Source organism: Pseudonocardia nantongensis (genome assembly GCF_046546495.1).
GTDB lineage: Bacteria > Actinomycetota > Actinomycetes > Mycobacteriales > Pseudonocardiaceae > Pseudonocardia > Pseudonocardia nantongensis.
In genome coordinates, this window is record NZ_JBKGXT010000010.1 from 140,782 (window position 1) to 165,544 (window position 24,763).

Sequence of the window (24,763 nt, forward strand, 5' to 3'; positions counted from 1 at the left end):
CACCGCGGCCCTCAGCCGGCCAGGTGCGACCACCGGTCGGACAGCTCCGCCCAGCGGCCCTCGTCGGCCACCCGGCCCTGGTCGAGCACCACGACCCGGTCGGCGCGGGCCAGCGCGGCCCGCTTCGTGCTGGCCCCGACGACCGTCGTACCGCGCCGGCGCAACGCCGACCACAGCTCGACCTCGGTGCGGATGTCCAGCGCCGAGGACACGTCGTCGGCGACGATCAGCTCGGCGCCGGTGGCCAGTGCCCGGGCCATCGCCAGGCGCTGCACCTGGCCGCCGGAGAGCCGGATCCCGCGGTGCCCGACGACGGCGTCCGGACCGCCGGCCGTCTGGACGTCCCGGGCGAGCCGGGAGTCGGCGACCGCGTCCGCGACCGGGCGCGGGTGGCCGAGCGTGATGTTGTCGTCGAACGTGCCGGACAGCACCCGGGGCAGCTGCGCCACGTAGGCCACCTGCCCCGGCCGCAGGAACGTCTCCGGGTCGTCGACCGCACGCCCGTTCCACCGGATGACGCCCTCGTGCCCGACCAGGCCGGCCAGTCCGGCGAGCAGGCTGGACTTGCCGGCTCCGACCGGTCCGGTGACCAGCACCAGCGACCCGGCGTGCACGTCGAGATCCACACCCTCGACGCCGACGGTGCCGTCGTCGTGCACCGCGGTGACCTTCTCCAGGCTGAACCGGCGCAGCGGCTCGCGCGGCGCCGGTTCCGGGTCCGGCGCGGCCCCGGTGACGAGGTCGACGCCGTCCGGCAGCCCGGTCGGGTCGACCGGTCCGGCGAAGGTGGCCACCGCGCCCAGCCAGCGCCGCGCGATCGGTGCCTCGGTGACGACCGCCGCGCACACCTGTCCGAGGTGCCCGGCCCCGGCGAGCGTGGTCGACACCAGCAACGCCGTCGCCAGGTCCCAGCTGCCGGCCAGATGCAACGACCAGGTCAGCACCACCGCGGCCTGCAGCAGCAGGCCCGGCACCCCGTCGAACAGGGTGCGGATGCGCTGCTCGCGGATCGTCGCCAGCACCCGGACGCCGTCGACGCCGGACAGGTGCCCGCGCACCGCCCCGGTGGCCGCGGCGAGCTTCACCGTGCGCACCGCCTCCAGCGCCGAGCCGAGCGCGGTGCCGAAGCGGGCACGGGCGTCGGCGGCGCTCCGGCCGGCCCGTCCTGCGAACGGGGCGCCGAGCGCGGCGACCGCGGCGCACAGCAGCAGGAACCCGCCGATCACCAGCGCGGCCCGGGCGTCGCCGGAGACCAGCCCGGCGCTCACCGCGACCACGGCGGCGATCGCGACGTCGACCCATCGGTCGGCGTAGAGCACCATCCGGTCCGAGTCGAGCGCGCGGGCGACGACCTCGCCGGCCGGCACCCGGGCCGGCCGGTGCTGCATCGTCTGACCGCGCAGCACGGCCAGCCGCATCCGTAGCGTCGCGGCTGCCCACCACCGCGGGTACGTGCGGAACGCCACCGCGACCCAGACCGGGTAGAGCAGCAGCACACCGGTCAGCACCAGCGCGGGCAGCCACGGCCGCCGGCCGGCCTGCAGCTCCTGGGCGACCAGCCCCCACAACAGCCCGGTCACCGTGCCGGTCGCCCCGGCCAGCATGGCCAGCGCGAACATCGCCGCGCCGGCCAGCCCCCAGCGGGGGTGCGCGACCAGCAGCGCGAACACCGCCCGCCACAGCGGGGGAGCGGGCGCCGGGGCGGCGGGGAGCACGTCGCGGCGGGTCGACCGGAGCAGGCCTCCCGCGTCCGCACCGTCGGTGCTGCTCGCAGCGCCGGTGCCCGTTCCGCTGGCGCTGCTCTCGGTGTCGATGCTCGTTCCGCTGGCGCTGCTCTCGGTAAGCAGCTCGGCGTACCGGCCCGGCTCCCGGGCCAGCCGGGCCCGATCGCCCTGCTGGAGCACGCGGCCGTCCTCCAGGACGGCGATGGTGTCGGCCCGGCCGACCGTGGACAACCGGTGCGCCACGATGATCCCGGTCCGGCCCGCGAGCAACGCCTGCGCGGCCCGGGTCACCCGCTCCTCGGTGGCCGGGTCCATCCGCGCGGTCGCCTCGTCCAGCACGACGACGGCGACGTCGCGAACCAGCAGCCGGGCGAACGCGACCAGCTGCTCCTCGCCGGCGGACAGCGTGAGCCCGCCGCTGCCGAGCCGGGTGTCCACCCCCTCGGGCAGGTTCGCCACCCACTCGTCGAGGCCGAGCGCGGTGACTGCGGCCTCGACCGCGCGGCGGGGGACCGCGTCGTCGAGCAGGGCGATGTTGCCGGCCAGCGTGGTGGCCAGGATCTCGGTCCGCTGGGTGACGACGCCGACGCCGCGGCGCAGCTCGCCGAGCGCGATGTCGCGGACGTCCCGGCCGCCGACCAGCACCTGCCCGCGATCCGGCTCGATGGCCCGGGACAGCACCTTCGCCACCGTCGACTTGCCCGACCCGGTGCGCCCGATCAGCGCGCACGTCGTGCCGGCCGGCACGGTCAGGTCGATCCCGGCCAGCCGGAACCCGCCGTCGTAACCGGCGGTCAGGCCGCGCAGCTCGACCGCGACCGGGCCCGGCGGGACCTCCGCGCCGCCGTCCGGCTCGCGCTCGGCGGACAGCAGCGAGGCGACCCGGGTCAGTGCGCCGAGCCCGGCCTGGATCTCCGGCATCCGGTCGACGATCGCGTCGATCTGACCGACGAACGCCGTCGCCAGGATCCACAGCGTCACCAGCGCGGCGATCCCGCCCGGGTCATCGGCGACCAGCCATACCCCGCCGAGCGCGATCGCGCCCAGCAGCAGGTGCGCGACCAACCCGGTCCGCAGCCCGACCCGGGTCGAGGCGAGGCAGGTGGCCCCGACCCGCCGCAGCACCTCCGCGGCACGGGTGGCGTAACCGCGGACGACGTGCGGCTGACCGAGCGCGGTGCGGACGTCGTCCTGCCCGGCGACCGCCTCCTCCAGCTGCGCGGAATGGTCCGACCAGGCCGTCTCCTCGGCCACCTTGCAGCGCGCGATCAGCGGGGTCAGCGGCCGCGCCACGGCCACGACCAGCGCCCCGACCAGCGGGAACACGACCCACGCGGGCCAGAACACCACGCCCGCCACGATCCAGGCCAGCGCCGAGCGCAGCACCGCCCGGCCGGTCTCCCAGCCGATCCGGCGGATCAGGGTGCCGAGCTGGCGGGAGTCGTCGTCGACCCGATCGAGCAGCTCGCCGACCGCCTGGTCCTCCAGCCGGGGCAGCGGCTGGAGGAGCACGGCGTCGAGCAGGTCGGCCCGCAGCCGGCCCTCGGCACGCCCGACCACCCCGGAGAAGACGACCCGCCCGACGGTGTCCAGCGCCGCCGCACCGAGCAGGAACACGGCGAGCAGCCCGACCAGCCCGGCGCTCGGCCCGGCCGCGACCCAGCCCACGACCCGCGCGGCGAGCGTCTCGGCCGTCGCGGCGAGCACCGCCGCGACGACGGCCACGCCGGCCGCCGGTCCGGCGAGCCGTCGCCAGGACAGCGGCTGTGCCCGCACGTCGTCCACCCCCGAGGAACCGGACCGCGACAGCCGGGATCTCCGGGCCGGTCCGGTTCGACGCTAGCTGCGGGGCCTGACGGATTCCGCCGGTTTTCCGATGTCCACCGCATGATCGGACCTCGGCGACGTGGGGTGGCACTGGCCCGATCGCCCGGGGGAGACCGACGCGACGCCCTCGTCGGGCGGGTGGCGGACCCGGCGACAACTGTCGGTGCCGGGTGCGACTCTCCCGGTCGACGAGGGGAGAACGACATGAAGGTTCTGGTGGCGACGGCCCGGACGCAGGGCACGCGCTCGAACGACTACCACCACTGCACCGAGGGCGAACTGGTCTGGATCGGGCTGGTGTGCTCGGCCGACCGGGCGGACCCGGACGGCGGCTGCGGCTGCGGGCGTGGATTCGGCGGACTGAACTCGCACCGGGTGACGACGACGGCCCAGGTCGTCGAGCTGGCGATGTCCGGCGCCGACCATGTCGAGGCGTTCCGGTCGAGCCTCGAGCAGCAGGGCTGGGGCGCCGAGCTCGGTGAGGAGATCGCGGGTGACATGGCGGAGCTGGTCGCGGACCTTCCGGTCGGCACCGTGGTCGAGCGCCGCCTCGACGACGTCGTCATCCGTGCGCTCCCGGCGTCCCGCTGACCGATCCCGGCGAGGCACGGGGCCGTCCCCGCACACGACGACGGCCCCCACCGGAAGTGGTGGGGGCCGTCGAGCGGAACTCGGGTCGCGCGTCAGTCCAGGTAGTCGCGCAGGACCTGGGACCGCGACGGGTGGCGCAGCTTCGACATCGTCTTCGACTCGATCTGGCGGATCCGCTCGCGGGTCACGCCGTAGACCTGGCCGATCTCGTCGAGAGTGCGCGGCTGACCGTCGGTGAGGCCGAACCGCAGCCGCACGACGCCCGCCTCGCGCTCGGACAGCGTCGCGAGCACCGACTGCAGCTGGTCCTGCAGCAGGGTGAAGCTCACCGCGTCGACCGCGACGACGGCCTCGGAGTCCTCGATGAAGTCACCGAGCTGCGAGTCGCCCTCGTCACCGATGGTCTGGTCCAGCGAGATGGGCTCCCGGGCGTACTGCTGGATCTCCAGCACCTTCTCCGGGGTGATGTCCATCTCCTTGGCAAGCTCCTCGGGAGTGGGCTCGCGCCCGAGATCCTGGAGCAGCTCACGCTGTATGCGGCCGAGCTTGTTGATGACCTCGACCATGTGCACCGGTATCCGGATGGTGCGGGCCTGGTCGGCCATCGCGCGGGTGATCGCCTGCCGGATCCACCACGTCGCGTAGGTGGAGAACTTGTAGCCCTTGGTGTAGTCGAACTTCTCGACCGCGCGGATCAGGCCCAGGTTGCCTTCCTGGATCAGGTCCAGGAACGCCATTCCGCGGCCGGTGTAGCGCTTGGCCAGCGACACCACCAGGCGGAGGTTCGCCTCGAGCAGGTGGTTCTTGGCGCGCTCGCCGTCCCGCACGATCCAGCGCAGGTCGCGCCGGAACTGCGGTGAGAGCTTCTCGTTCGACTCGAAGACCTTGCGGATGCGCTCGGCGCCGTAGAGGCCGGCCTCGATCCGCTTGGCGAGCTCGACCTCCTCCTCGGCGTTGAGCAGCGCGACCTTGCCGATCTGCTTCAGGTACGCGCGGACCGAGTCGGCGGAGGCGGTGAGCTCGGCGTCCTTGCGCGCCTGGCGCAGCGCCTCGGACTCCTCCTCGTCCCAGACGAAGTCGGCCGACTTCTGCTGCGAGGACCGGGTCGTCGGCGCGATCCGGTTCTTGCCGGTGTTGGTCTCCTCGTCGTCGTCCTCATCGTCCGCCTCGTCGGCGTCGACCTCCTGGGCCGCCGCGACCAGGTCGGCCTCGATGTCGACGGTGCCCTCGTCGGCGAGGTCGGCCTCCTCGATATCGACCTCACCCTCGGCGGTCTCGACCTCGTCGGCGCCCTCGGTCTTCTTCGGGGCGGCCTTCTTGGTCGCGGTCCGCTTCGGGCCGGTCTTCGGAGCTGCGGCCGTCGCCGTCTTGCGGGTACGTGTGGCCGGCTGCGTTGCGCCGGCCGTCGCCGTGGCGGTCTTCGCGGTGCCGGACGCGGTCGCACCGGACGTGCGGCGGCTGCGGGATGCGGAACCCGACGTCGGTTCGACGTTCGAGTCGCTGCGTGCTGCGGAGTCTGCGGCTGCCACCTGGGCCCTCTCGCTACGTGCGCTGGAGTCGTTACGACGGTCGGAGAGCGGCGCGTCCGTCGGGGGAGACGGGGTCGCGGTCCGGCCGGACGTGCTGTCCTGGCACCGCCTCGGTCGCCGGCGTCGATGGTGGTCGCCGCGCGTCCCGGAGGCTGGGTACGCGTTCTATTGTAACGGCGTCCCGCCGCGGGGGCGCACCTCACGCCGCCCCGCGCGTCCCGGACCCCGGATGCATGGTCGGATGGGCCTGTGAGCACGCACGTCGATCCCGGCTCCACCGGCACCGACCCGGACGTTCTGCGGGCCGTCGCCGAGCAGGTCGCGGCCGAGGCCGCCGAGCATCTGCGGGGGCTTTCGGCGCCGCGGTCGGTGGAGGGTGCGGTCAGTACGAAGAGCTCGCCGACCGACGTCGTCACCGCCTCCGACGCGGCGGTGGAGCGGTTCGTGCGGGACCGGCTGGCCGAGCTGCGCCCCGGCGAGCCGGTCTACGGCGAAGAGGGATCCGGCGACGTCTCGACCGCGCGCTGGGTCGTCGACCCGATCGACGGCACCGTCAACTACCTGTACGGCCTGCCCTGGTACGCGATCTCGATCGCGGCGGTCGAGGACGGTCGGACGGTCGCCGGTGCGGTCGCCGAGCCCGCGGCCGGCCGGCTGTGGAGCGCCGGGCTCGCCCGGGGCGCGACCTGCGACGGCGCGCCGCTGGCGGTGGCACGCAGCACCGACCCGTCGCTGTCGCTGGTGGGCACCGGTTTCGCCTACCGCTCGGACCGCCGGGCCCGGCAGGCCCGGATGGTCGCGGCGATGCTGCCGCAGGTGCGCGACGTCCGCCGCGCCGGTGCCGCCGCGCTGGACCTGTGTGCGGTCGGTGCGGGCTGGCTGGACGGTTACCTCGAGCACGGCTGCAACTGGTGGGACTGGGCAGCCGGGGCGCTGGTCGCCCGGGAGGCGGGCGCCGTGGTGCACATCGCAGGCGGCCCGGCCGACCTCGGCCCGGACGGCGGCGGCCTCGGCGCCGACGTGACGTTCGCCGCAGCCCCCGGGGTGGCCCAGGAGCTGGCGGCGCTGGCCCGGCGCAGCGGCGCTGCGGAGGTCTGACTCGGCAGTCGCCCGCGGAGGCCGTCCGACACCAGGTTGCCGGTGGTGGTCGCGTGTTCGACGGCACTCGGTGCGGAGTACGCGACAGCCGCGATCGCGGCCAGGCGGGCCGGAACGCGTCCCTGCCCCTGTCTGCTCGGCCCGCATCGGAGGGGCCGTCCATCGGAACGGTCGTCATCAGAACGGGGGCTCCGCGGTGTCGGCGGCGTGTGCGGCGGCGTGTGCGGCCGGGGCGGGGGCCAGTTCCCAGAACCCGGGCCCGGTCCTTCCCGGCGGGGCCGTGGTGGCACGCACCGGCCCGATCGCCGCCAGCCGCACCCTCGGCGGTGCCCGGGCTGGTGGTTGCCGACCGTGTCGCGTCCGGATCTGTGGTGTCCGAACTGCGCTGTCCGGCCCCGTGCTGTCCGGGTCCGGGTTGGACGGCTCTGGGCCGCCGGATGCGGTGCCGGCGGACGCGGTGGCGGTTCCTTCGCTGACCAGGCCGGTCTCGCGCAGGACCAGGTCGATCAGGGCGTCGACGCGGCGGTGGTCCATCGCTCGGGGGTCGGCGGTCGGGCAGGCGCGGGCGTGTTGGTCGAGGACGGCGTAGATGCCGGTGGCTGCGGCGGCGGGAGGAACGCGCGCAGGGTGGCCATGTCGTCGGCGTCGGAGGTGACGGCGACGCCGCGGGTGCGGGCCCTGCGGTCCCGGCGTGGCAGGCAGGTCGGGGTCGGCGAGTCCGACGAGGAATCGTTGGATCGCGGCCCGGAGCTGTCCGGTGGTCTTGCCCGGCGCGGTGGGCAGCACCTTGGCCTGTCGGCGCCCGACGACCCGCCGTCAGCAGACTCCCTGGCGGGCCTGGGCGAGCAGTCCCGGGTCGGCCTTGGAGCCGCCCACGTTGCCGGCGGAGGAGAGCTGGTCGAGCACGTCCCGGGCCGCCCGGCCCGGCGCGACGTCGGTGAAGGCGCTCCCGATGACCACGTCTACCACCGAGCCAGGCCGGTCGTCGCGGATCAGCTCCACGCACGGCAGGGCCAGGGCCAGGGTCGAGGCCGCAGCCTCGCCGGAGGGGCCGAACCGGGCCTGGCCGATGCAGTCCAGGTTGCCCTCCGGGTAGGCCGGGTCGTTGCCGGGCGAGGAGGCCTCGCCGAACTGCAGGTCCTTGAGCTGCGCGGCCACCAGGTTCGCCTGGCCGCGCTGGCCGCCGGCGTTGAGCACCTGGAACCGGGCGTCGTCGGGCGCGACCGGGGCGATCTCGGCGAGCGTCGCCCGGTCGATCTCGGAGCCGGCCAGGGTGCCGGTCGCGGGCGTCGAGCAGTTCGTCGACCGGGCGCCGTCGGTGGTCGTCGACAGCACCATGGTCCAGGTGACCGCGACCAGCACCGCCAGTACCGCGGCGGTGATCACGATCGGCCGGGTGCGGCGCCGCTCGTAGCGCCGCACCGGACCGGCCTGTGGCCACCGTGTCGCCATCAGAACGACCCCCCGTCCAGCAGGTGGTGGCCCAGCGCGACGAGCGGCCCGACGGCGCCGTCGAGACCCTCGGCCATCTCCTCGGGCACCGACCCGGCACGCACCCGGGACAGGATCCCGGCCAGCACCACGGCCAGCTTGAACGCGCCGAAACCGACGTACCAGGGCAGCTCGCCGACGTCGAGACCGGTGCGCGCGGCGTACGCGTCGACGAGCTCGGTGCGGGTCGGGAAGCCGGGCAGTTTCGTCGGGGCCGGCAGCCGCTGGGCGTCCCGCCAGATCGGGTCGTCGCCGTCCTGCTGCCAGTAGACGAGCAGCAGCCCCAGGTCGGCGAGCGGGTCGCCGAGGGTGGACATCTCCCAGTCCAGCACGGCCAGGATCCGGCCCGGGTCGTCGGCGGCGAAGACGCAGTTGTCCATCCGGTAGTCGCCGTGCACCACGGTGTGCCGCTGGGTAACCGGCACCGCGGCCCCGAGCCGCTCGGCGAGCCGGGTGAGCTCGCTCTCGGTGTCGCCGTCCACCGCCGTGTCGTCGTCGGAGTCCCGTGCGGCGGCCCACTGCTTGCCCCAGCGCCGGATCTGGCGTTCCAGGAAGCCCTCCGGCCGCCCGAAGTCGCCGAGCCCGACCGACGCCGGGTCGACCGCGTGCAGCGCGGCCAGGACCTCGATCAGGGCCGTGCCGGCCCGGGCCCGCTCGGCCTCGGTCCCGGCCCAGCCCGCGGGCAGCTCGTCCAGCGGGACGACGCCGTCGACCAGTTCCATCACGAAGCACGGGGCATCGGTGGGGGCGTCGGGGCCCGCGCCGTCGGAGGTGGCCAGCACCGCTGGCACCGGGACGTCCGTGTCGGCCAGTGCCGAGATCACCCGCTGCTCGCGCCCCATGTCGTGCGCGGTCGCCGCGACCGACCCGACCGGCGGCCGGCGCAGCACGACGGCTCCGGCCGGGCTGGCCACCCGGTAGGTCAGGTTGGACCGCCCGGCGCCGATCGGGGCCAGCTCCGCCTCCCGCCAGCGCTCGTCGTGCAGGGTCGTGGCGAGCCACCCGCCGACCGCCGCGGGATCGGCTCCTGGGGTGGGCTTGCGGGCACTCGTCGTCACGCCCGCGGAGCGTAGTCGGCGCGCATCGACGGCGAAGGACGCGACACCCGTTCGTCCCCTCGCCGGTGCGCGGAGGTGCGGCCGATCGAGTGCTCCCGGTCACGACGCCGATACCGGCCGCGACACGCGCCGGACGCTGGGCTACCCTTCGCGCCCGCCGGTGGCGGACGGATCGTCCCGGACGGGAGTCGTGTCGATCATCGACGGACGTGGTCCGGGGGTGAGACCGGCGTCACGTTCCGACCCGGGCACAAACCTGGTCGCCGCGACGTTCTCCTGCGGCACGCGACGACTTGACCGATGCGAAGGATCTGCCGCTGACCGGGGCCCGTGAGCGGCACGGATGTGAATGGCAAGGGTGAGACCGATGGCGACCGACTACGACGCCCCACGGCGCAACGAGGCCGACGAGATGGCCGAGGACTCGTTGGACGAGCTCAAGCAGCGCCGCAACGAGGCGCAGTCCGCGGTCGTCGACGTCGACGAGACCGACACCGCGGAGAGCTTCGAGCTGCCCGGCGCGGACCTGTCCGGCGAGGAACTGACCGTGAACGTGCTGCCCAAGCAGGCGGACGAGTTCACCTGCGCCAGCTGCTTCCTGGTGCACCACCGGAGCCGGCTGGCCAGCTCGTCGGGCGGGCAGTTCATCTGCCGCGACTGCGGCGCCTGACAGCGACACACAGGCACCGACACACAGGCAGCACAGCGGCGCAGCCCACGGCGCTACGTGAACGGGTCCCGGCCGATCGGCCGGGACCCGTCGTCGTCCGTGGGGGTCCGGGTCAGGGGGTCTGCGAGGTCCGGTCCTGCGCGGCGGTGATCGCGTCCCGCAGCTCCTCCGGGCGGCGGCTGCTGAGCACCCAGTAGGGCTCGTCCGACGCCGGATCGGTGATCTCGACCCGTACCAGCGGCCCGACCCAGGCCCGGTGCAGCACGTACGCCGCCGGATCGAGGTCCGGCCCCATCGCCCGCTGCTTGTCGGCGCGGGCCACGGTGTCGGTGACCCCGACCACCGAGAGCGGCACCGAGCGCTCGTTCGAGACCAGCCGACCGTCGCGCACGGTGGTGCGGCTGCGGCCCATCCACCACAGCGCGAGCACGCACAGCGGGATCATCGTCAGGTAGCCGATCCAGGCCCGCAGGCCCGGATAACCCATGTGGATCTCGGCTCCCAGCAGCACGCCGAGCCCGACGGCCGGTAGGTACCACCACACCGGAACCGACAACCGCTCGTCGAACGCAGTGGGGCCGGACGTCGCAGAGTCCTTCTCCGGAGGGCGGTGGTTCACAGCTCCCAGGGTAGCGTCGCCCGCCGTGCCCGGTTCCGTGCCTGCTCCCCCGGACGAGCCGCTGGTCGCACCGTCTGTCGACGTGCTGCTGACCCGGCTCGACCCCGGCGTCCCGACGCCCGCGTATGCGCGGCCCGGAGACGCCGGGGCCGATCTGGCGACCGCCGAGGACGTCGTGCTGGCCGCCGGCGAACGAGCCCTGGTCGGTACCGGGGTGGCGGTCGCGCTCCCGCCCGGTCACGCCGGGTTCGTGCACCCGCGTTCCGGTCTCGCCGCCCGCTGCGGGCTGTCGATCGTCAACGCGCCAGGGACGGTCGACGCCGGTTACCGCGGCGAGATCAAGGTGTGCCTGGTCAACCTGGATCCGGCCGAACCGATCACGCTGCGCCGGGGTGACCGGATCGCGCAGCTGGTGGTGCAGCGGATCGAGACGGCCCGGTTCGTCGAGGTCGCTGCGTTGCCGGACTCGGCCCGCGGGGGTGCGGGGCACGGCTCGACCGGTGGCAACGCCGTCCTCGGCTCCGGGGAAGGCGGTCGCTGATGGCCGGGCGCGTACGCGGGCGGATGTTCGACATCCGGCCCGAGCACGACGACGAGGGCCCGGCCACCGGGTCCGGCAGCTATCCCGGATACCCGGGGTACGGCGAGGATTACGACGACGATCACGACCGGGGGCCGGACCGTTCCGGGCGGCCGGCAGCCGGTCGCAACGGAGCCGGTCCCAACGGCTCCGGTCATAACGGCTCCGGCCGCAACGGACCCGGACGGAACGGGTCGGTCCGCGGCGCCGCCGCCGGCGCGGCCGAGCCCGCCACCACCGCGGTGCGGGCGGTCCGCGGCGGGACCGGCGCTCCGGGCACCTCCGGCCGGTACCCGACCGGCGGCCGGGTCGCCCCGGACGGCCGCTGGGACGACGAGGAGCCTCCCCTGCTGAGCCATCGCAGCAGCGAGCCCGCCTACGCCCGCGACCACACCCCGCAGGGCTTCGACGGCGGGGATCCGGACGACCCCGCCTGGGGTCGCGGCGGGTACAGGGACACCCACGACGGCCACGGCCACGTGGACCACAGCGACGACCTCGACGACGAGTACGTGGACGACATCGACGACTACGACGGCGACGAGTACGTGGACGACTACGACGGCGACGCCCACAACGACTACGACAACGACTACGACAACGACTACGACAACGAGTACGACGACGAGTACGACGAGGACGAGTACGGCGTCGGCGACGCGCCGCTGTCGGTCCCACCACCGGGGTCCGGCGGGCGGCCGCTCGGCCCGGCCGACGTGGAGGAACTCGACCCGTCGATGACCGACGCGCTGGCCCGCGTCGACCTCGGGTCGGTCCAGGTGCCGGTGCCCTACGGCGCCGAGATGAAGCTGGAACCCTCCGGGGGCGAGCGGCCGCAGGCCGTGCACCTGCTGCTGCCCGAGGGCCGGATCGCGGTCAGCGCGCTCGCCGCGCCGCGGTCGTCCGGACTGTGGGCCGACCTGGCCGCGGAGATCGAGGCGTCGCTGCGCAAGGGCGGGGCCCGGGTGCGTAGCGCCCGCGGCGACTGGGGCCGCGAGCTGCACGCCCGGACCGAGAACGCGGCGTCGGTGTTCGTCGGTGCCGACGGCCCGCGATGGATGGTCTACGGCGTCGCGACCGCGTCGCTGGAGACCGTCGACGCCCTCGACGTGGAGCTCCGCCGGGTGCTGCGCGGGATCATCGTGGTCCGCGGGAAGTCGCCGTACCCACCGCGCACCGTGCTGCCGCTGGAGCTGCCCGAGCGGCTGCGCGAGGCGCAGCCGGAGGCGGCGCCGCAGAAGGCGAGCATCACCGTGTCGGTGCCGGCACCGGTCGACGACGAGACGACCACCGCCGCCCCGGCTCCCGGTAACAGCGGCGCGACCCCGCGCGCCACCGGTGCGTCCTCGCGCAGCACCGGCGCCACACCGCGCGACACCGGTGCGACGCCGCGCGAGCCGGTCGGGCCGTCCCGCCGGAGCGGCGCCCGGCCGTCCCCGGCCGCGCCCCCGCCCGGCGTTCCGGCCGACCCGCCGCCCGCGCCGATGCCCCGCCCTGCCGAGCCGTCCACCCGGGCGTTGCCGCCGGTGGGGCGTCCGGCGGCCCGCGCCGTCCCGGCCGAGGGCGCCGCCGAGCGGACGACCGTCGCCGGGCCGCCGCTGCGTGCCCGGCCGGAGCAACCCGCCGAGCGCACCACCGTCACGCCCGTGCCCGCTGCCGACGACGACGGTGCCCGCCGCACCCCCGACCGCGCTCCCGGGCCCGGGTGGGGACGACCCGGGCGCCCGGATCGGCCCGTGCGGGCACACCGCCCCGGTCTGGACGGCGCCGGCCGGGCCGACCGCGGCGCCCTCGCCCGGCGCCATCCGGCCCCCGCCGCGGCGCCGCCGGACGAGCGTGCGGCCGCCGAGCACGGTGTCGGCGAGCGCGAGTCCAGGGACCGCGGGTTGGACGAGCGCGGGTTCGGTGAGCGCGGGTTCGATGAGCGGTTCGACGACCGCCGGCCCGCCGCTCCGCCGGAGGAGTACCCGCTCGGCGCCCCTGCCGACGGGCACGCCCCGTCCGACGATCGGGCCCGAGCCGACCAGCACGGCCGATCCGGTCCGGCCGGTGGCCGCCGGCGGCCCGGCGTCCGCCCGGCCCCGGCCCGCGGTCCGGCTGGTAGGACGGGGGATGACCCCGGCGAGTCGGACACGCCCGCCTACGGCGCGGGCCCGTCCGGCCACGAGCCGATGCCACCCCCGGCCCGCCGGGACCCCGCTGTGACCGCGCTCTCCGCAGCCGAGCTGCTGGCGGGCACCGCCGCCGATCCCGCGGGCCAGGACCGTTCCACCGGGAACAGCGGCCGGGGCGCCCGGTCCGGCACCGGTGCGGACAGCGCCGCCTTCGGCCGCGGTGCGAGCGGAACCGGACCGGCCACGACCGGTCGCGCCGGTCGCCGTCGCTCCGCCGAGCCGGACGCCGGCGACCGCCCGTCCCGCGACGACGACCTCCGGACCGGGCGGGCGCCGGCCGGGGGGCTCGACCTCGGTCCGCGGACCTGGCGCGACGATCCCGACGACGTCGTCGGCCGCGGCCCGGCCGCGGGCCGTGCGGACAGCGCCCCGGACCGCACAGGGTCGGACAGTGTCGGGGCGGACCGCGTCGGATCGGATCGCACCGCGTCGGATCGGGTCGGCTCGGCTCGCCTCGGTTCGGACAGCCTCGGATCGGACAGCGCCGCATCGGATCGGGCCGGATCGGACCGGCCGCACGGTCCGATGGCGATCGAGGACATCCCGCTCGCCGACGTCCCGCTGATGGAGGCGACCCTGGACCGGACGCGCGAGCCGGAGCCGGAACCTCCGGCCGCCGACCCGCTGCCGCGCCGACGCCGGGCGCCGGACGCCGATCCGGTGCCGCGACGTCGCCGGAGCCCGGACACCGACCGCGCCGCCGCTGCCGACGAGCCCGCTGCCGACGAGCCCGCCCCGGCCGCCGACGACCACGGCTGGCTCTCCGCGGAGATCGCGGCCACCCGCCGCAGCGGCCGGCACGGTGCCGGCACCGGGACCGGCTGGTCGGTGGCCGACATCCTGGCCTCCGCCGCGACCGGGGACATCGACGGCGTGTCCCGCCGGGACGAGGAGGACGGTTCCGCGGCCGACCCCGCCGCGGACGAGGACCTGTTCCGGTCACCGGCCGAGGCGGGGGAGCGGTACCGCAGCACGCCGGGCCGCCGCGCGTCGCACGGCGCGGGTGCCCCGGACCGCGCCGCCGACGACCACCGCAACGGTCACCGTGGGCCGGACGACCTCGCGGACGTCCGGCCCGGCGCGGACGACGACCTCGTCCGGCACCGCACGGATGCTGCCGACCACGGCGCCGACTTCGCCGGTCGGAATGCCGACCCCGCGAGCCACAGCGCCGGCTACGGCAGCCGGAGTGCCGACCCCGCCGGCCATGGCGCCGACTTCGCCGACCACGGCACGGACGCTGCCGCGGCCGGGTACGGCGACGCGAGCCCGACCACTGGGGATTGGATCAACGGCCACCGGACCAACGGCCACCGGACCGACGGGAACCGGACGAACGGTTACCCGGTCACCGGACTGGCCGACTACCGGCGCTCCCGGCGCGCCACGGGCCGGAACGCGGCCGGAGCCGCGCAGGATCCGCTCGACGGGTCGGCGTACGAGCCGGACACCGAGGCGGATCCGTGGACCGGTCGCGCGGCCGGCGGGTCCGGGTTCACCGGGCGGTGGGCGTCCGGTGGGCGCGGCGAGGGCACCGATCCCCGCGAGCTCGGACGGCACCGGCGGGACTGATCCCCGGCCGTGCCGGTGACCCGTGCCCCCGGATCGTCCGGTCCGTGCCGCGGCCGGCCGCGGGCCCGGCCACCGGGCGCCGGCGGGGGACCGTCCGGCGCGGCGGCCGGGCCGTGGTCGGCATCCGGTCACGACCACGGGGCCGCCGCGCGGGGTTACCCTGACGACGCGCCCCGGGGTGCGCGATGCCCGGACCGACCGGGTCCGCGCGGGCCGGGGAGACAGCGGGCCGAGGAGAGACATGGGCAGCACGGAGGGCGGCACGTTCCGCCGGATGCTCCGCACACTCACCAGCGACGTCGACGAGCTCGACGCACGCGATCTCGCGGAGGAGGTCGAGGAGACCGGCGCCCGCCCGGCGCGCGACTGCGCGTGCGGTGAGGAGGTCACCATGCTCGGCCGGATACGGAGCGTCGAGGTGGGCCCGCAGAACGCCGAGGCGACGCTGAAGGCCGAGCTGTTCGACGGCACCGACGGCGTCACGCTGGTGTGGATGGGCCGGCGCCGGATCCCCGGGATCGAGGCCGGCCGGACCATGCGCGTACGCGGGCGGGTGTCGATCCGGGACGGGCAGAAGGTGCTCTACAACCCGTACTACGAGATCTGCCAGGCGCAGTGACGAACCACCGACCGACGAACCGACAGTGACCGACCGGGCGCCCCGACACGTCGGGGCGCCGTGACGAACCGGGCCCGGCGAACCCTGCCGGGCCCCGTGAGCGATCGGACCGGAGTGAGCGACTCCCACCACGACGACCCCCCGACCACCCGGCTGCCGCGGGTCGACGCACCCGCGGCGCCGGAGCAGGAGACCGGCCGGATCGGCGAACCGGTCCCGCCCGCGTCGGAGGGCAGGCAGCCCACCGGCCCGACCCTGCTGGAGCAGATGGGCGGCGTACCCGGGATCGTCGCCTCCACCATCCCGGTGGTGGTGTTCGTCCTGGTCAACGTGCTCGCCGAACTGCGGATCGCGCTCTACGCGGCGCTCGCGGCCGGCGTCGCGGTGCTGATCTGGCGGCTGGTGCGTCGCGACCCGATCCAGCCGGCGATCTCCGGTCTGATCGGCGTCGGGATCTGTGCCCTGGTGGCCAACCAGACCGGTGAAGCCCGCGGCTTCTACCTGCCCGGGTTGCTCTACAGCGCGTTCCTCGGCCTGGTCGCGCTCGTGTCGATGATCGTCCGGTGGCCGCTGGCCGGGGTGATCTGGCACAGCATCAACGGGCACGGCACCGAGTGGCGGCAGGACTCGCGCCTGGTCCGCGCCTACGGCTGGGCGACCGGCGTCTGGGCGGCCACGTTCCTGGCGAAGGTGATCGTCCAGGGTGGGCTCTACCTCGCGAACTCCGAGACCTGGCTGGGCGTCGCCCGGCTGGCGATGGGGTACCCGCTGACGGCGGTCGCGATCGTGGCCACCGTGCTGATCGTCCGCCGCGCCGAGCGCTCGGCGACCACCTGAGACGGTCACCGGGTCCGGCTCAGGAACGCGCCAGCGCGTCCCGGATCTCCTCCTCGACCGCAGCCGTCGCCACGAACAGCAACTCGTCGCCCGGCTCCAGGGCGTCGTCGGGCTGCGGGACGATCACCCGGCCGCCGCGCAGGATCGTCACCAGCGCCGAGTCCGGCGGCAGGATCAGCGACCGCACCGGGCGCCCGGCCAACGGCGTCGCCTCAGGCAGCGTGACCTCGACCAGGTTCGCCTGGCCCTGGCGCAGTGTCATCAGCCGCACCAGGTCACCGACGGCCACGGCCTCCTCGACCAGCGCCGCCAGCAGCCGCGGGGTGGACACCGCGACGTCGACCCCCCAGTTCTCGCCGAACAGCCACTCGTTGCGCGGGTCGTTCACCCGCGCCACCACCCGGCGCACCCCGAACTCGGTCTTCGCCAGCAGCGACACCACCAGGTTGACCTTGTCGTCGCCGGTCGCGGCGATCACCACGTCGCAGCCCTCGATGCCGGCGTCCTCCAGCGAGGCGAGCTCGCAGGCGTCGGCGTGCGCCCAGTCGGCCTCCGGGACGGCGTTCGGGTCGATCTGGGTGAGGTCCCGCTCGATCAGCAGCACCCGGTGCCCGGACTCGACCAGCTCCAGCGCGATCGACCGCCCGACGGCGCCCGCGCCCGCGATCGCGACCCGCATCAGTCCTCCTCCGGCGGCGCCGCGGCGGCCGCCGTCACGTCGCTGACCGTGCCCGAGACCGCCGCCACGTACACGGTGTCCTCGGCCTGCACGGTGGTCCCGGCCTCCGGCAGCACGCCGGTGCCGAACCGCACGATGAACGCCACCCGGGACCGGGTGGCCTCCTCCAGGCTGCGCACCGAGCGCCCAGCCCACTCCTCGTGCAGCGGCAGCGGCAGCACCGCCACCGTGCCGGTCGGCTCCCGCCAGGCCGTCGCCACCCCGTCCGGCAGCAGCATCCGCAGCAGCCGGTCGGTGGTCCACGGCACGGTCGCGACCGTCGGGATGCCGAGCCGCTCGTAGACCGCGGCCCGCTTGGCGTCGTAGATCCGCGCGACCACGCGTCCGACGCCGTAGCTCTCCCGCGCCACCCGGGCGGCGATGATGTTCGAGTTGTCCCCGGAGGAGACCGCGGCGAACGCGTCGGCCGAGGCCACCCCAGCCTCGTCGAGGACGCTCCGGTGGAAACCGAAGCCGACCACCTGACGTCCGCGGAAGTCCGGTCCGAGCCTGCGGAACGCCTGCGGGTCCCGGTCGATCACCGCGACCTCGTGGCCCAGCCGTTCCAGGCCGGAGGCCAGGGACGCGCCCACCCGGCCGCATCCCATGATCACGACGTGCATGGCGAGAGGGTCCTTCCGGCCGTTCGGGGCCAGCGGATGTGCGATTCGTGCGGTTCGCGCGGCTGCCGTGGCCGGCGCGCGATCGCGCGCGCACGCTATCGCGTCGCCCCGGTGCCCGGGGCTTAGGCTGCGCACCGTGTCCACGCTCGCCGTCGCTCTCAAGCGGCTCGTGGTCGGACGACCGCAGCGCAGCGACCGCCTGACCAGCACGCTCCTGCCCAAACGCATCGCCCTGCCGGTCTTCGCCTCGGACGCCATGTCGTCCGTGGCGTACGCACCGGAGGAGATCTTCCTGACCCTGTCGGTGGCCGGGGTCGCCTCCTACACGATGTCGCCGTGGATCGGGCTCGCGGTCGTCATCGTGATGCTGACCGTGGTGGCGAGCTACCGGCAGAACGTGCGCGCCTACCCGTCCGGCGGCGGCGACTACGAGGTCGCCACGGTGAACCTCGGCCGCAGCGCCGGGCTCACCGTGGCCAGCGCGCTGCTCGTCGACTACACGCTCACCGTCGCGGTCTCGGTCTCCGCGGCGGCCGCGAACATCGGGGCGCTGGTGCCGTTCGTGGCCGAGCACAAGACGCTGTTCGCGGTGACCGCGATCGTCGTGCTGACCGCGATCAACCTGCGCGGCATCCGCGAGTCCGGTACGACGTTCGCGATCCCGGTGTACGCCTTCATCCTCGGTGTCGCCGCGTTGATCATCTGGGGGCTGACCCGGATCCTGCTCCTCGGCGACGACATCCGGGCCGCCAGCGCGGATCTCGACCTGGTGGCCGAGGGCGACCAGCTCACCGGGTTCGCGCTGATGCTGCTGGTGCTGCGGTCGTTCACCCAGGGCGCGGCCGCGCTGACCGGCGTCGAGTCGATCTCGAACGGCGTACCGGCCTTCCGGAAACCCAAGTCCCGCAACGCGGCCACCACGCTGCTGCTGCTCGGCGGGATCTCGGTGACGATGTTCATGGGCCTGATCGCGCTGGCCCAGCTCACATCCGTGCAGATCGCCGAGGACCCGGCGCGGCAGTTCCCGGACGCCTCGCCCGGCTACCAGCAGCAGACCCTGCTGGCCCAGCTGGCCGGCGCGGTGTTCGCCGACTTCCGACCGGGCTTCTTCTTCGTGATCGTGACGACCGCGCTGATCCTGGTGCTGGCGGCGAACACCGCGTTCAACGGCTTCCCGGTGCTCGGGTCGATCCTGTCCCAGGACCGCTACCTGCCCCGCCAGCTGCACACCCGCGGCGACCGGCTCGCGTTCTCCAACGGCATCGTGCTGCTGGCGTTGTTCGCGATCGGCCTGGTGGTCGGGTTCGAGGCCGAGGTCACCCGGCTGATCCCGCTGTACACGGTCGGCGTGTTCGTGTCCTTCACGCTGTCCCAGGCCGGGATGGTCCGGCACTGGACGCGCGAGCTCGAGCTCGGACCGGAGCCGGCCGAGCGGCGCCGGATCCGGCGCAGCCAGGCGATCAACGGCTTCGGCGGCTGCATGACCGGGCTGGTCCTGGTCACCGTGCTGGTCACCAAGTTCACCCTCGGAGCCTGGATCGCGATCGTCGCGATGGCCGGGTTCTTCGTGCTCATGCGGTTGATCCAGATGCACTACGACCGGGTCTCCGCGGCGCTGGTCGCCGACGAGGCCGACGACGTCCTGCCCTCCCGCAACCACGCCGTGGTCCTGGTCTCGACGGTGCACAAGCCCACCCTGCGGGCACTGGCCTACGCCCGCGCCACCCGGCCGGACATCCTCGAGGCGGTCACCGTCAACGTCGACGACACCGACACCAAGAAGCTGGTCGAGCAGTGGGGCAAGCGGAACCTGCCGGTGCCGCTCAAGGTGGTCGAGTCGCCGTACCGGGAGATCACCCGACCGGTGCTGGACTACGTCAAGCGGATCCGGTCCGACTCCCCGCGCAACGTGGTGACCGTCTACATCCCGGAGTACGTCGTCGGCCACTGGTGGGAACAGGTGTTGCACAACCAGAGCGCGCTGCGGCTCAAGAGCCGGCTGCTGTTCCAGCCCGGCGTGATGGTGACCAGCGTGCCGTGGCAGCTCCCGTCGTCGTCGCGGACCCGGGCGTTGTCCCCGCTGAACGCCCCCGGCGCGTCCCGCCGCGGCTATCCCGCCGGGAAGCCGGCGCAGCTGCCCGGCGAGCGGGTCGACCGCGACGGCAGCAGCGCCGGGACCGCCGGCGGGCGCGGCACCGGACGATCCGGGGGAGACCGATGAGCGCGGTTCCGGAGACCGGGGACTGGACCGACCGGATGCTGGAGCTCACGGTCGGGGCGGTCGCGCACGGCGGGCACTGCGTGGCCCGGGCGCACGACGACCGGTTGCCGGCGCCCGAGCAGGGGAGCGGCCGGGTCGTGTTCGTCCGGCACGCGCTGCCCGGCGAGCGGGTCCGGGCCGTGGTCACCGAGGACCCCGGCGGCGCGTTCTGCCGGGCCGACACCGTCGCCGTCCTGGAGGCGTCGCCGGACCGGGTGCAGCCGCCCTGCCCGTGGGCCGGTCCCGGCGGCTGTGGTGGCTGCGACTTCCAGCACGCCTCCCCGGCGGCCCAGCGCGGGCTGAAGACCGCAGTGCTGCGCGAGCAGCTGGACCGGCTGGCCGGAGCGGCCGCGCCGCGCTCGGCGGTCGGCTTCGACGCCGTCGAGGTCGAGGAGCTGCCCGGTGGACCGCTGGGCTGGCGCACCCGGGTCCGGCTCGCCGTGGACGACGTCGGCGTGCCCGGCCTGCGCGCGCACCGCAGCCACGACGTCTGCGAGATCGCCGACTGCCCGCTGGTGCCCGGCGGCGCGCTGGAGCCGGTGCTGGCACGCCGGTTCCGGCCCGGGTCCGAGGTGGACGTGACCGTCGGCGACGACGGTGCCGCCCGGGTCGACGCCGGCGGGACCGCGCGCGCGGCCGGGCGCGCCTGGGAGCTCTCCCCGGGCACGTTCTGGCAGGTCCACCCGGAGCTGGCCGGCACCCTCGCCGGCGTCGTGCGGGACTGGGCGCAGGCCCCGCTCGGCGGCGTCGCCTGGGACCTCTACGGAGGGGTCGGCGTGCTGGGTTCGGTGCTGGCCGGCCAGGTCGGCCCGGACGGGACGGTGCTGGTGGTGGAGTCCTCGCCGTCCGCGGTGACGGACGGCCGGACCGCACTGGCCGACCTGTCCCAGGTGCGGTTCGTGCAGGCCCGGGCGGAGCGCGAGATCGCCCGGCTGGAACCGGCCCCGGACGTCGTCGTGACCGATCCGCCGCGGGCCGGGCTCGGCGGTGCGGCCGTGCGGGCGCTGGCGGCCCGCCGCCCGCGCCGGGTGGTGCACGTGGCCTGCGACCCGGCCGCGCTTGCCCGGGACCTGGCGCTGTTCGCGGACAACGGGTACCGGGTCGCCGCGCTGCGGGCGTTCGACGCGTTCCCGATGACCCATCACCTGGAGGCGGTGGCGGTGCTGGAACGGGACGGTTGAGCCGGTGCCGTTTACGGACCCGCACCTGTCCGGCCTGCGCCGAACCCCGACGCCGTGCGTCGGGCACTCCGCTGATGATCGCCCGTCGTCGCGGTGGCGACCCGCTCCCTGGCGAGGAAGGGTCGGGTCACGACTGCGCGCTCCGACCCGGGTGGGCGCGGGTCGGATTCCCCTCGACTCAGCCGGACCGCTAAGGTGAGGGGACACAAGGAAATACGCTGAATGCACTAAGCCCCCGTAGCCCAAACGGCATGAGGCAGCGGATTCAAAATCCGTACAGTGTGGGTTCGAGTCCCACCGGGGGCACCGTCGACCCGATTCTGTCGGTGGTCGCTCGCACACTTGTGCCATGCACCCGCGGGGTACCGTCGACCACGCTTTGTCCCTGCTGGCCGCCGGTCGCACGTGTCGTGACGTCGCCCGTGAGCTGGGTCTGCCCGAAGGCACGGTGGGCCACTGGCGTCGGGGGTCCCGTCGGGCCGCCGATCCCCAGCCTCGGTGTTTCCGGTGCCGCGGAGAACCAGCGCCGCCCTGCTACCCGTACATGCTGGGGATGTACCTCGGGGACGGCCACATCGTGGTCGGCCGGCGCGGGGTCCAGTCGTTGTCGGTCGTCGGCGACGACGGATGGCCCGGCATCCTCGACGAGGTCAAGGCGGCGATGGGAGGGCTGCTCGGTGGTGCGGTGTGCCGGGTCCGGCGGATCGGCTGTACCGAGGTGAAGAGCTACTCCAAGCACTGGACCTGCCTGTTCCCCCAGCACGGACCCGGCATGAAGCACACCCGCGCCATCCGGCTGGAGCCCTGGCAGCAGCGGATCGTCGAGGCCCACCCGGCGCCGTTCCTGCAGGGGCCGTTCCACGCGGACGGCTGCCGCGCGACGAACCGGGTCCGCGCCCGGCGTTCGGACGGGACCGTGACCGAGTACGCCTATCCCCGGTGGTTCCTCGCCAACACCTCGGAGGACATCCTGCGGCTGGCCGAGGATGCGCTGGACCTGTTGCGGATCGCGCACCGGCGGAACCGTCCGACATCGCTCTCGGTGGCGCGGCGGGAGGCCGTCGCGGCCCTGGACGCCGCGATCGGACCGAAGAACTGAGCCGTGCGCGTCGGCCGTCATAACGCCCACGTTGTGACGTGTTTCCGCACACGAAAGGCCGAAGTGAGGCGACCGGAGGGTGACATCGGCGGTAGCGTGGAGCCTTCCGGTCCCAGATTCGTCATGGAGGAGATCCCCGGTGGCCGACAACGTTCCCGCAGAGAGCCCGGCCGAGGCCGGCCCGCAGCCCGGGTGGCGGGTGCTGGTCGTCGAGGACGAGGCCCTGATCCGGATGGACCTGGCCGAGATGCTCTCCGAGGAGGGCTACCAGATCGCCGGTGAGGCCGGCGACGGCGAGGCCGCGATCAGCCAGGCCCGCGAGCTCCGGCCGGACCTCGTGATCATGGACGTCAAGATGCCCAAGAAGGACGGCATCGAGGCGGCCGGGACCATCGTCGAGGAGAAGATCGCTCCGGTCGTCATGCTGACCGCGTTCAGCCAGCGTGACCTGATCGAGCGCGCCCGCGACGCCGGCGCGATGGCCTACCTGGTCAAGCCGTTCGCGCGGCACGAGCTGGTGCCGGCGATCGAGCTGGCCGTCTCCCGGTTCGCCGAGAAGAAGGCACTCGAGGACGAGGTCGCCTCGCTCACCGACCGGTTCGAGACCCGCAAGGTCGTCGACCGGGCCAAGGGCCTGCTGATGACCCACCAGAAGATGAGCGAGCCGGACGCGTTCCGCTGGATCCAGCGCACCGCGATGGACCGCCGGACGACGATGAAGGCGGTCGCCGAGGCCGTCGTGGAGGGTCTGGCCCCGGCCAAATCCTCGTCCTGACCGGGTCGCCCGCTCCGCGCCGTACCCGAGCCCCGTCACGCACCCGCGCGTGGCGGGGCTCGCTGCGTCCGGGGCGAACGGGCTCGCAGAACTGTCCGGAACGTTACGGACCCGACGGTTCCGAAACCGTTCCGATTCCGTTCCGTGGCGCATCCCGGGGAAAGCGGAACCGGTAGCCGTGGTCGTGTGATCGACATCGGCGATCATCCGGCGCGACAACCGCGCCCTGGATCATCACATTCTCGTCACGAGTGTCGACCGTCCCGTTTTTTCTGAGGCGGCCGTACTAGTTTTCCGCCATCCTCCCCGCGCGCGGATGACCGTGGGGGCCGGTCATAAGGAGAACTCGTATGGCTCGATCCACGTGGCGACTCGCCGCCCTCGCCGGGGTGGCGTCGCTGGTACTGGCCGGATGTGGTGGTGGGGACGCCGGTGGCTCCGGCGGGGGCGGGGAGGCGGCCCCGGACGGCGCCGCTCCGGAGTGCACCCCCGCCCAGGCGCAGCCGAGCGGCAGCCCCAGCACCGCGCCGCTGAAGATCGGCTCGCTGCTGCCCGAGACCGGCAGCCTGGCCTTCCTCGGCCCGCCGGAGTTCGCCGGTGTCGACGTCGCGGTCAACGAGATCAACTCCGGCGGCGGCGTCCTGGGCAACCCGATCCAGCACCTGCGCGGTGACTCCGGTGACGACACCACCGACATCGCGAACCAGACCGTCGACCGGCACCTCGCCGGCGGCACCCAGGTGATCGTCGGCGCGGCCGCGTCCGGCGTCTCCAAGCTGGTGATCGACAAGATCACCCGGGCCGGCGTCGTCCAGTTCTCGCCGGCGAACACCTCGGACGAGTTCACCTGCTGGCAGGACGCCGGCCTGTACTTCCGCACCGCACCGCCGGACGTCCTGCAGGGCCAGGCGCTGGCCCAGGTGATGACCGCCGACGGCGCGCAGCGGGTGACGCTGATGGCCCGCAACGACCCGTACGGTGCCGGGCTGGCCGACTCCACCGAGCGCAACCTGATCTCGGCGGGGATCCCGCAGGACCAGATCCAGAAGATCATCTTCGACCCGAACGCGGCGTCCTACAACCCGGAGATCGACCAGGTCGTGCAGTTCAACCCGGACGCGGTCGCGGTGATCGGCTTCGACGAGTCCAAGCGGATCCTCACCCGGATGAACGAGGTCCAGATCGGCCCGGCCCAGAAGGCGATCTACGGCACCGACGGCAACATGGGCAACTCGCTCGGCGAGGGGCTCCCGCCGGGCCTGCTGAACGGGATGAAGGGCACCTCGCCGCTGACCCCGCTGGCCGGTGACTTCCAGCAGCGGCTCAAGCAGCAGGATCCGAGCCTGACCGACGTCCAGTACGCCGGTGAGTCCTACGACGCGGTGATGCTCTCCGCGCTCGCGGCCGAGGCGGCGAAGTCGACCAACGGTGCCGACATCGCCACGCAGATCAACGGGATCACCAAGGACGGCGAGAAGTGCGACTCCTGGGCGACCTGCAAGGGGGTGATCGACCGCGGCGGTGACCCGGACTACGACGGCGTGACCGGCACCCTGGACTTCACCGACGCCGGTGAGCCCGGATCCGGCAGCTACGGGGTGCAGACCTTCACCCCGGAGAACACGCTGAGCCCGGACATCCAGTACGTCCGGGTCGGCGCCCAGGGCTGACGCCCGCACGACACCACCACCACCACGACGAGAGGGGCGGGCCACACG

Annotated in this window: 19 protein-coding genes, 1 tRNA gene and 1 pseudogene; 13 read left to right on the forward strand and 8 right to left on the reverse strand. The window is 74.4% G+C overall.

Translation table 11 applies throughout. The annotated features are described in order from the left end of the window. Positions 1-11: 11 nt before the first annotated feature. Entirely contained in the window at positions 12-3,500 is a 3,489-nt protein-coding gene (locus ACLFMI_RS13155) for an ATP-binding cassette domain-containing protein (RefSeq protein ID WP_410948107.1), read from the reverse strand. 255 nt (positions 3,501-3,755) lie between these two features. On the opposite strand from ACLFMI_RS13155, the gene ACLFMI_RS13160 reads away from it, so the two are divergent. After that, on the forward strand, positions 3,756-4,142 hold the full coding sequence (locus ACLFMI_RS13160; RefSeq protein ID WP_410948108.1) for a DUF7715 family protein: 387 nt from the start codon (positions 3,756-3,758) through the stop codon (positions 4,140-4,142). A 92-nt stretch (positions 4,143-4,234) separates the two neighbouring features. Here ACLFMI_RS13160 and ACLFMI_RS13165 read toward each other — a convergent pair. Next, positions 4,235-5,713 (reverse strand): annotated as a pseudogene (locus ACLFMI_RS13165) (RNA polymerase sigma factor); the annotation flags it as partial. 207 nt (positions 5,714-5,920) lie between these two features. On the opposite strand from ACLFMI_RS13165, the gene ACLFMI_RS13170 reads away from it, so the two are divergent. Further along, positions 5,921-6,769: an inositol monophosphatase family protein gene (locus ACLFMI_RS13170; RefSeq protein WP_410948109.1), complete on the forward strand. Its 849-nt coding sequence runs from the start codon at positions 5,921-5,923 to the stop codon at positions 6,767-6,769. A gap of 177 nt (positions 6,770-6,946) precedes the next feature. Here the strand turns inward: ACLFMI_RS13170 and ACLFMI_RS13175 are convergent, their stop codons facing one another. The 3 genes from ACLFMI_RS13175 to ACLFMI_RS13185 form a co-directional block, all read right to left on the reverse strand. Continuing rightward, on the reverse strand, positions 6,947-7,303 hold the full coding sequence (locus ACLFMI_RS13175; protein ID WP_410948110.1) for a hypothetical protein: 357 nt from the start codon (positions 7,301-7,303) through the stop codon (positions 6,947-6,949). Positions 7,304-7,585: 282 nt separating this feature from the next. Continuing rightward, positions 7,586-8,221, reverse strand: a complete 636-nt coding sequence (cei, locus tag ACLFMI_RS13180; protein ID WP_410948111.1) for an envelope integrity protein Cei — start codon at positions 8,219-8,221, stop codon at positions 7,586-7,588. Beyond that, positions 8,221-9,318 (reverse strand): phosphotransferase family protein, encoded by a 1,098-nt coding sequence (locus ACLFMI_RS13185; RefSeq protein WP_410948112.1) that lies wholly within the window; start codon positions 9,316-9,318, stop codon positions 8,221-8,223. The genes cei and ACLFMI_RS13185 overlap by 1 nt, the downstream gene beginning before the upstream one ends. 367 nt (positions 9,319-9,685) lie before the next feature. Between ACLFMI_RS13185 and ACLFMI_RS13190 the strand changes: the two genes are divergently transcribed. Next, positions 9,686-9,988, forward strand: coding sequence for a DUF4193 domain-containing protein (locus tag ACLFMI_RS13190; RefSeq protein WP_410948113.1), 303 nt, complete (start codon positions 9,686-9,688; stop codon positions 9,986-9,988). A gap of 112 nt (positions 9,989-10,100) precedes the next feature. Here the strand turns inward: ACLFMI_RS13190 and ACLFMI_RS13195 are convergent, their stop codons facing one another. Continuing rightward, entirely contained in the window at positions 10,101-10,607 is a 507-nt protein-coding gene (locus tag ACLFMI_RS13195) for a DUF3093 domain-containing protein (protein ID WP_410948114.1), read from the reverse strand. Positions 10,608-10,632: 25 nt separating this feature from the next. On the opposite strand from ACLFMI_RS13195, the gene dut reads away from it, so the two are divergent. The 4 genes from dut (at position 10,633) to ACLFMI_RS13215 (ending at position 16,389) form a co-directional block, all read left to right on the forward strand. Next, positions 10,633-11,148, forward strand: coding sequence for a dUTP diphosphatase (gene dut, locus ACLFMI_RS13200; protein ID WP_410948115.1), 516 nt, complete (start codon positions 10,633-10,635; stop codon positions 11,146-11,148). Further along, positions 11,148-14,933, forward strand: coding sequence for a DUF3710 domain-containing protein (locus ACLFMI_RS13205; protein ID WP_410948116.1), 3,786 nt, complete (start codon positions 11,148-11,150; stop codon positions 14,931-14,933). Before dut ends, ACLFMI_RS13205 begins: the two co-directional genes overlap by 1 nt. Positions 14,934-15,174: 241 nt before the next feature. Then, positions 15,175-15,552, forward strand: coding sequence for an OB-fold nucleic acid binding domain-containing protein (locus ACLFMI_RS13210; protein WP_410948117.1), 378 nt, complete (start codon positions 15,175-15,177; stop codon positions 15,550-15,552). Positions 15,553-15,666: 114 nt separating this feature from the next. Further along, positions 15,667-16,389, forward strand: coding sequence for a DUF3159 domain-containing protein (locus ACLFMI_RS13215; RefSeq protein ID WP_410948118.1), 723 nt, complete (start codon positions 15,667-15,669; stop codon positions 16,387-16,389). A gap of 19 nt (positions 16,390-16,408) precedes the next feature. Here ACLFMI_RS13215 and ACLFMI_RS13220 read toward each other — a convergent pair whose 3' ends face one another. Beyond that, positions 16,409-17,068 (reverse strand): potassium channel family protein, encoded by a 660-nt coding sequence (locus ACLFMI_RS13220; RefSeq protein ID WP_410948119.1) that lies wholly within the window; start codon positions 17,066-17,068, stop codon positions 16,409-16,411. Further along, positions 17,068-17,730 carry a potassium channel family protein gene (locus ACLFMI_RS13225; RefSeq protein ID WP_410948120.1) on the reverse strand — a complete coding sequence of 221 codons (663 nt, stop codon included), beginning with the start codon at positions 17,728-17,730 and terminating at the stop codon, positions 17,068-17,070. The genes ACLFMI_RS13220 and ACLFMI_RS13225 overlap by 1 nt, the downstream gene beginning before the upstream one ends. Before the next feature lie 136 nt (positions 17,731-17,866). Here ACLFMI_RS13225 and ACLFMI_RS13230 point away from each other — a divergent pair, with 136 nt between their 5' ends. The 6 genes from ACLFMI_RS13230 to ACLFMI_RS13255 all read left to right on the forward strand — a co-directional run bounded on the left by ACLFMI_RS13230 (position 17,867) and on the right by ACLFMI_RS13255 (position 24,715). Next, positions 17,867-19,951 carry an APC family permease gene (locus tag ACLFMI_RS13230; protein ID WP_410948121.1) on the forward strand — a complete coding sequence of 695 codons (2,085 nt, stop codon included), beginning with the start codon at positions 17,867-17,869 and terminating at the stop codon, positions 19,949-19,951. Further along, positions 19,948-21,171 (forward strand): class I SAM-dependent RNA methyltransferase, encoded by a 1,224-nt coding sequence (locus ACLFMI_RS13235; protein WP_410948122.1) that lies wholly within the window; start codon positions 19,948-19,950, stop codon positions 21,169-21,171. Before ACLFMI_RS13230 ends, ACLFMI_RS13235 begins: the two co-directional genes overlap by 4 nt. A 231-nt stretch (positions 21,172-21,402) precedes the next feature. Continuing rightward, positions 21,403-21,477, forward strand: a tRNA-Leu gene (locus ACLFMI_RS13240). 238 nt (positions 21,478-21,715) lie between these two features. After that, positions 21,716-22,270, forward strand: coding sequence for a hypothetical protein (locus ACLFMI_RS13245; protein WP_410948123.1), 555 nt, complete (start codon positions 21,716-21,718; stop codon positions 22,268-22,270). A 139-nt stretch (positions 22,271-22,409) separates the two neighbouring features. Beyond that, positions 22,410-23,045, forward strand: a complete 636-nt coding sequence (locus ACLFMI_RS13250; RefSeq protein ID WP_410948124.1) for an ANTAR domain-containing response regulator — start codon at positions 22,410-22,412, stop codon at positions 23,043-23,045. A 350-nt stretch (positions 23,046-23,395) separates the two neighbouring features. After that, positions 23,396-24,715: an ABC transporter substrate-binding protein gene (locus ACLFMI_RS13255; protein WP_410948125.1), complete on the forward strand. Its 1,320-nt coding sequence runs from the start codon at positions 23,396-23,398 to the stop codon at positions 24,713-24,715. Positions 24,716-24,763 lie beyond the last annotated feature (48 nt).

What these genes read in the sequence shown, in the direction of transcription:
- ACLFMI_RS13160 (WP_410948108.1), top strand. Translation starts at nt 3,756, where the DNA reads ATGAAGGTTCTGGTGGCGACGGCCCGGACGCAGGGCACGCGCTCGAAC.
- ACLFMI_RS13175 (WP_410948110.1), bottom strand. Translation starts at nt 7,303, where the DNA reads ATGGACCACCGCCGCGTCGACGCCCTGATCGACCTGGTCCTGCGCGAG.
- cei (WP_410948111.1), bottom strand. Translation starts at nt 8,221, where the DNA reads ATGGCGACACGGTGGCCACAGGCCGGTCCGGTGCGGCGCTACGAGCGG.
- ACLFMI_RS13190 (WP_410948113.1), top strand. Translation starts at nt 9,686, where the DNA reads ATGGCGACCGACTACGACGCCCCACGGCGCAACGAGGCCGACGAGATG.
- ACLFMI_RS13205 (WP_410948116.1), top strand. Translation starts at nt 11,148, where the DNA reads ATGGCCGGGCGCGTACGCGGGCGGATGTTCGACATCCGGCCCGAGCAC.
- ACLFMI_RS13210 (WP_410948117.1), top strand. Translation starts at nt 15,175, where the DNA reads ATGGGCAGCACGGAGGGCGGCACGTTCCGCCGGATGCTCCGCACACTC.
- ACLFMI_RS13220 (WP_410948119.1), bottom strand. Translation starts at nt 17,068, where the DNA reads ATGCGGGTCGCGATCGCGGGCGCGGGCGCCGTCGGGCGGTCGATCGCG.
- ACLFMI_RS13225 (WP_410948120.1), bottom strand. Translation starts at nt 17,730, where the DNA reads ATGCACGTCGTGATCATGGGATGCGGCCGGGTGGGCGCGTCCCTGGCC.
- ACLFMI_RS13235 (WP_410948122.1), top strand. Translation starts at nt 19,948, where the DNA reads ATGAGCGCGGTTCCGGAGACCGGGGACTGGACCGACCGGATGCTGGAG.
- ACLFMI_RS13245 (WP_410948123.1), top strand. Translation starts at nt 21,716, where the DNA reads ATGCTGGGGATGTACCTCGGGGACGGCCACATCGTGGTCGGCCGGCGC.
- ACLFMI_RS13255 (WP_410948125.1), top strand. Translation starts at nt 23,396, where the DNA reads ATGGCTCGATCCACGTGGCGACTCGCCGCCCTCGCCGGGGTGGCGTCG.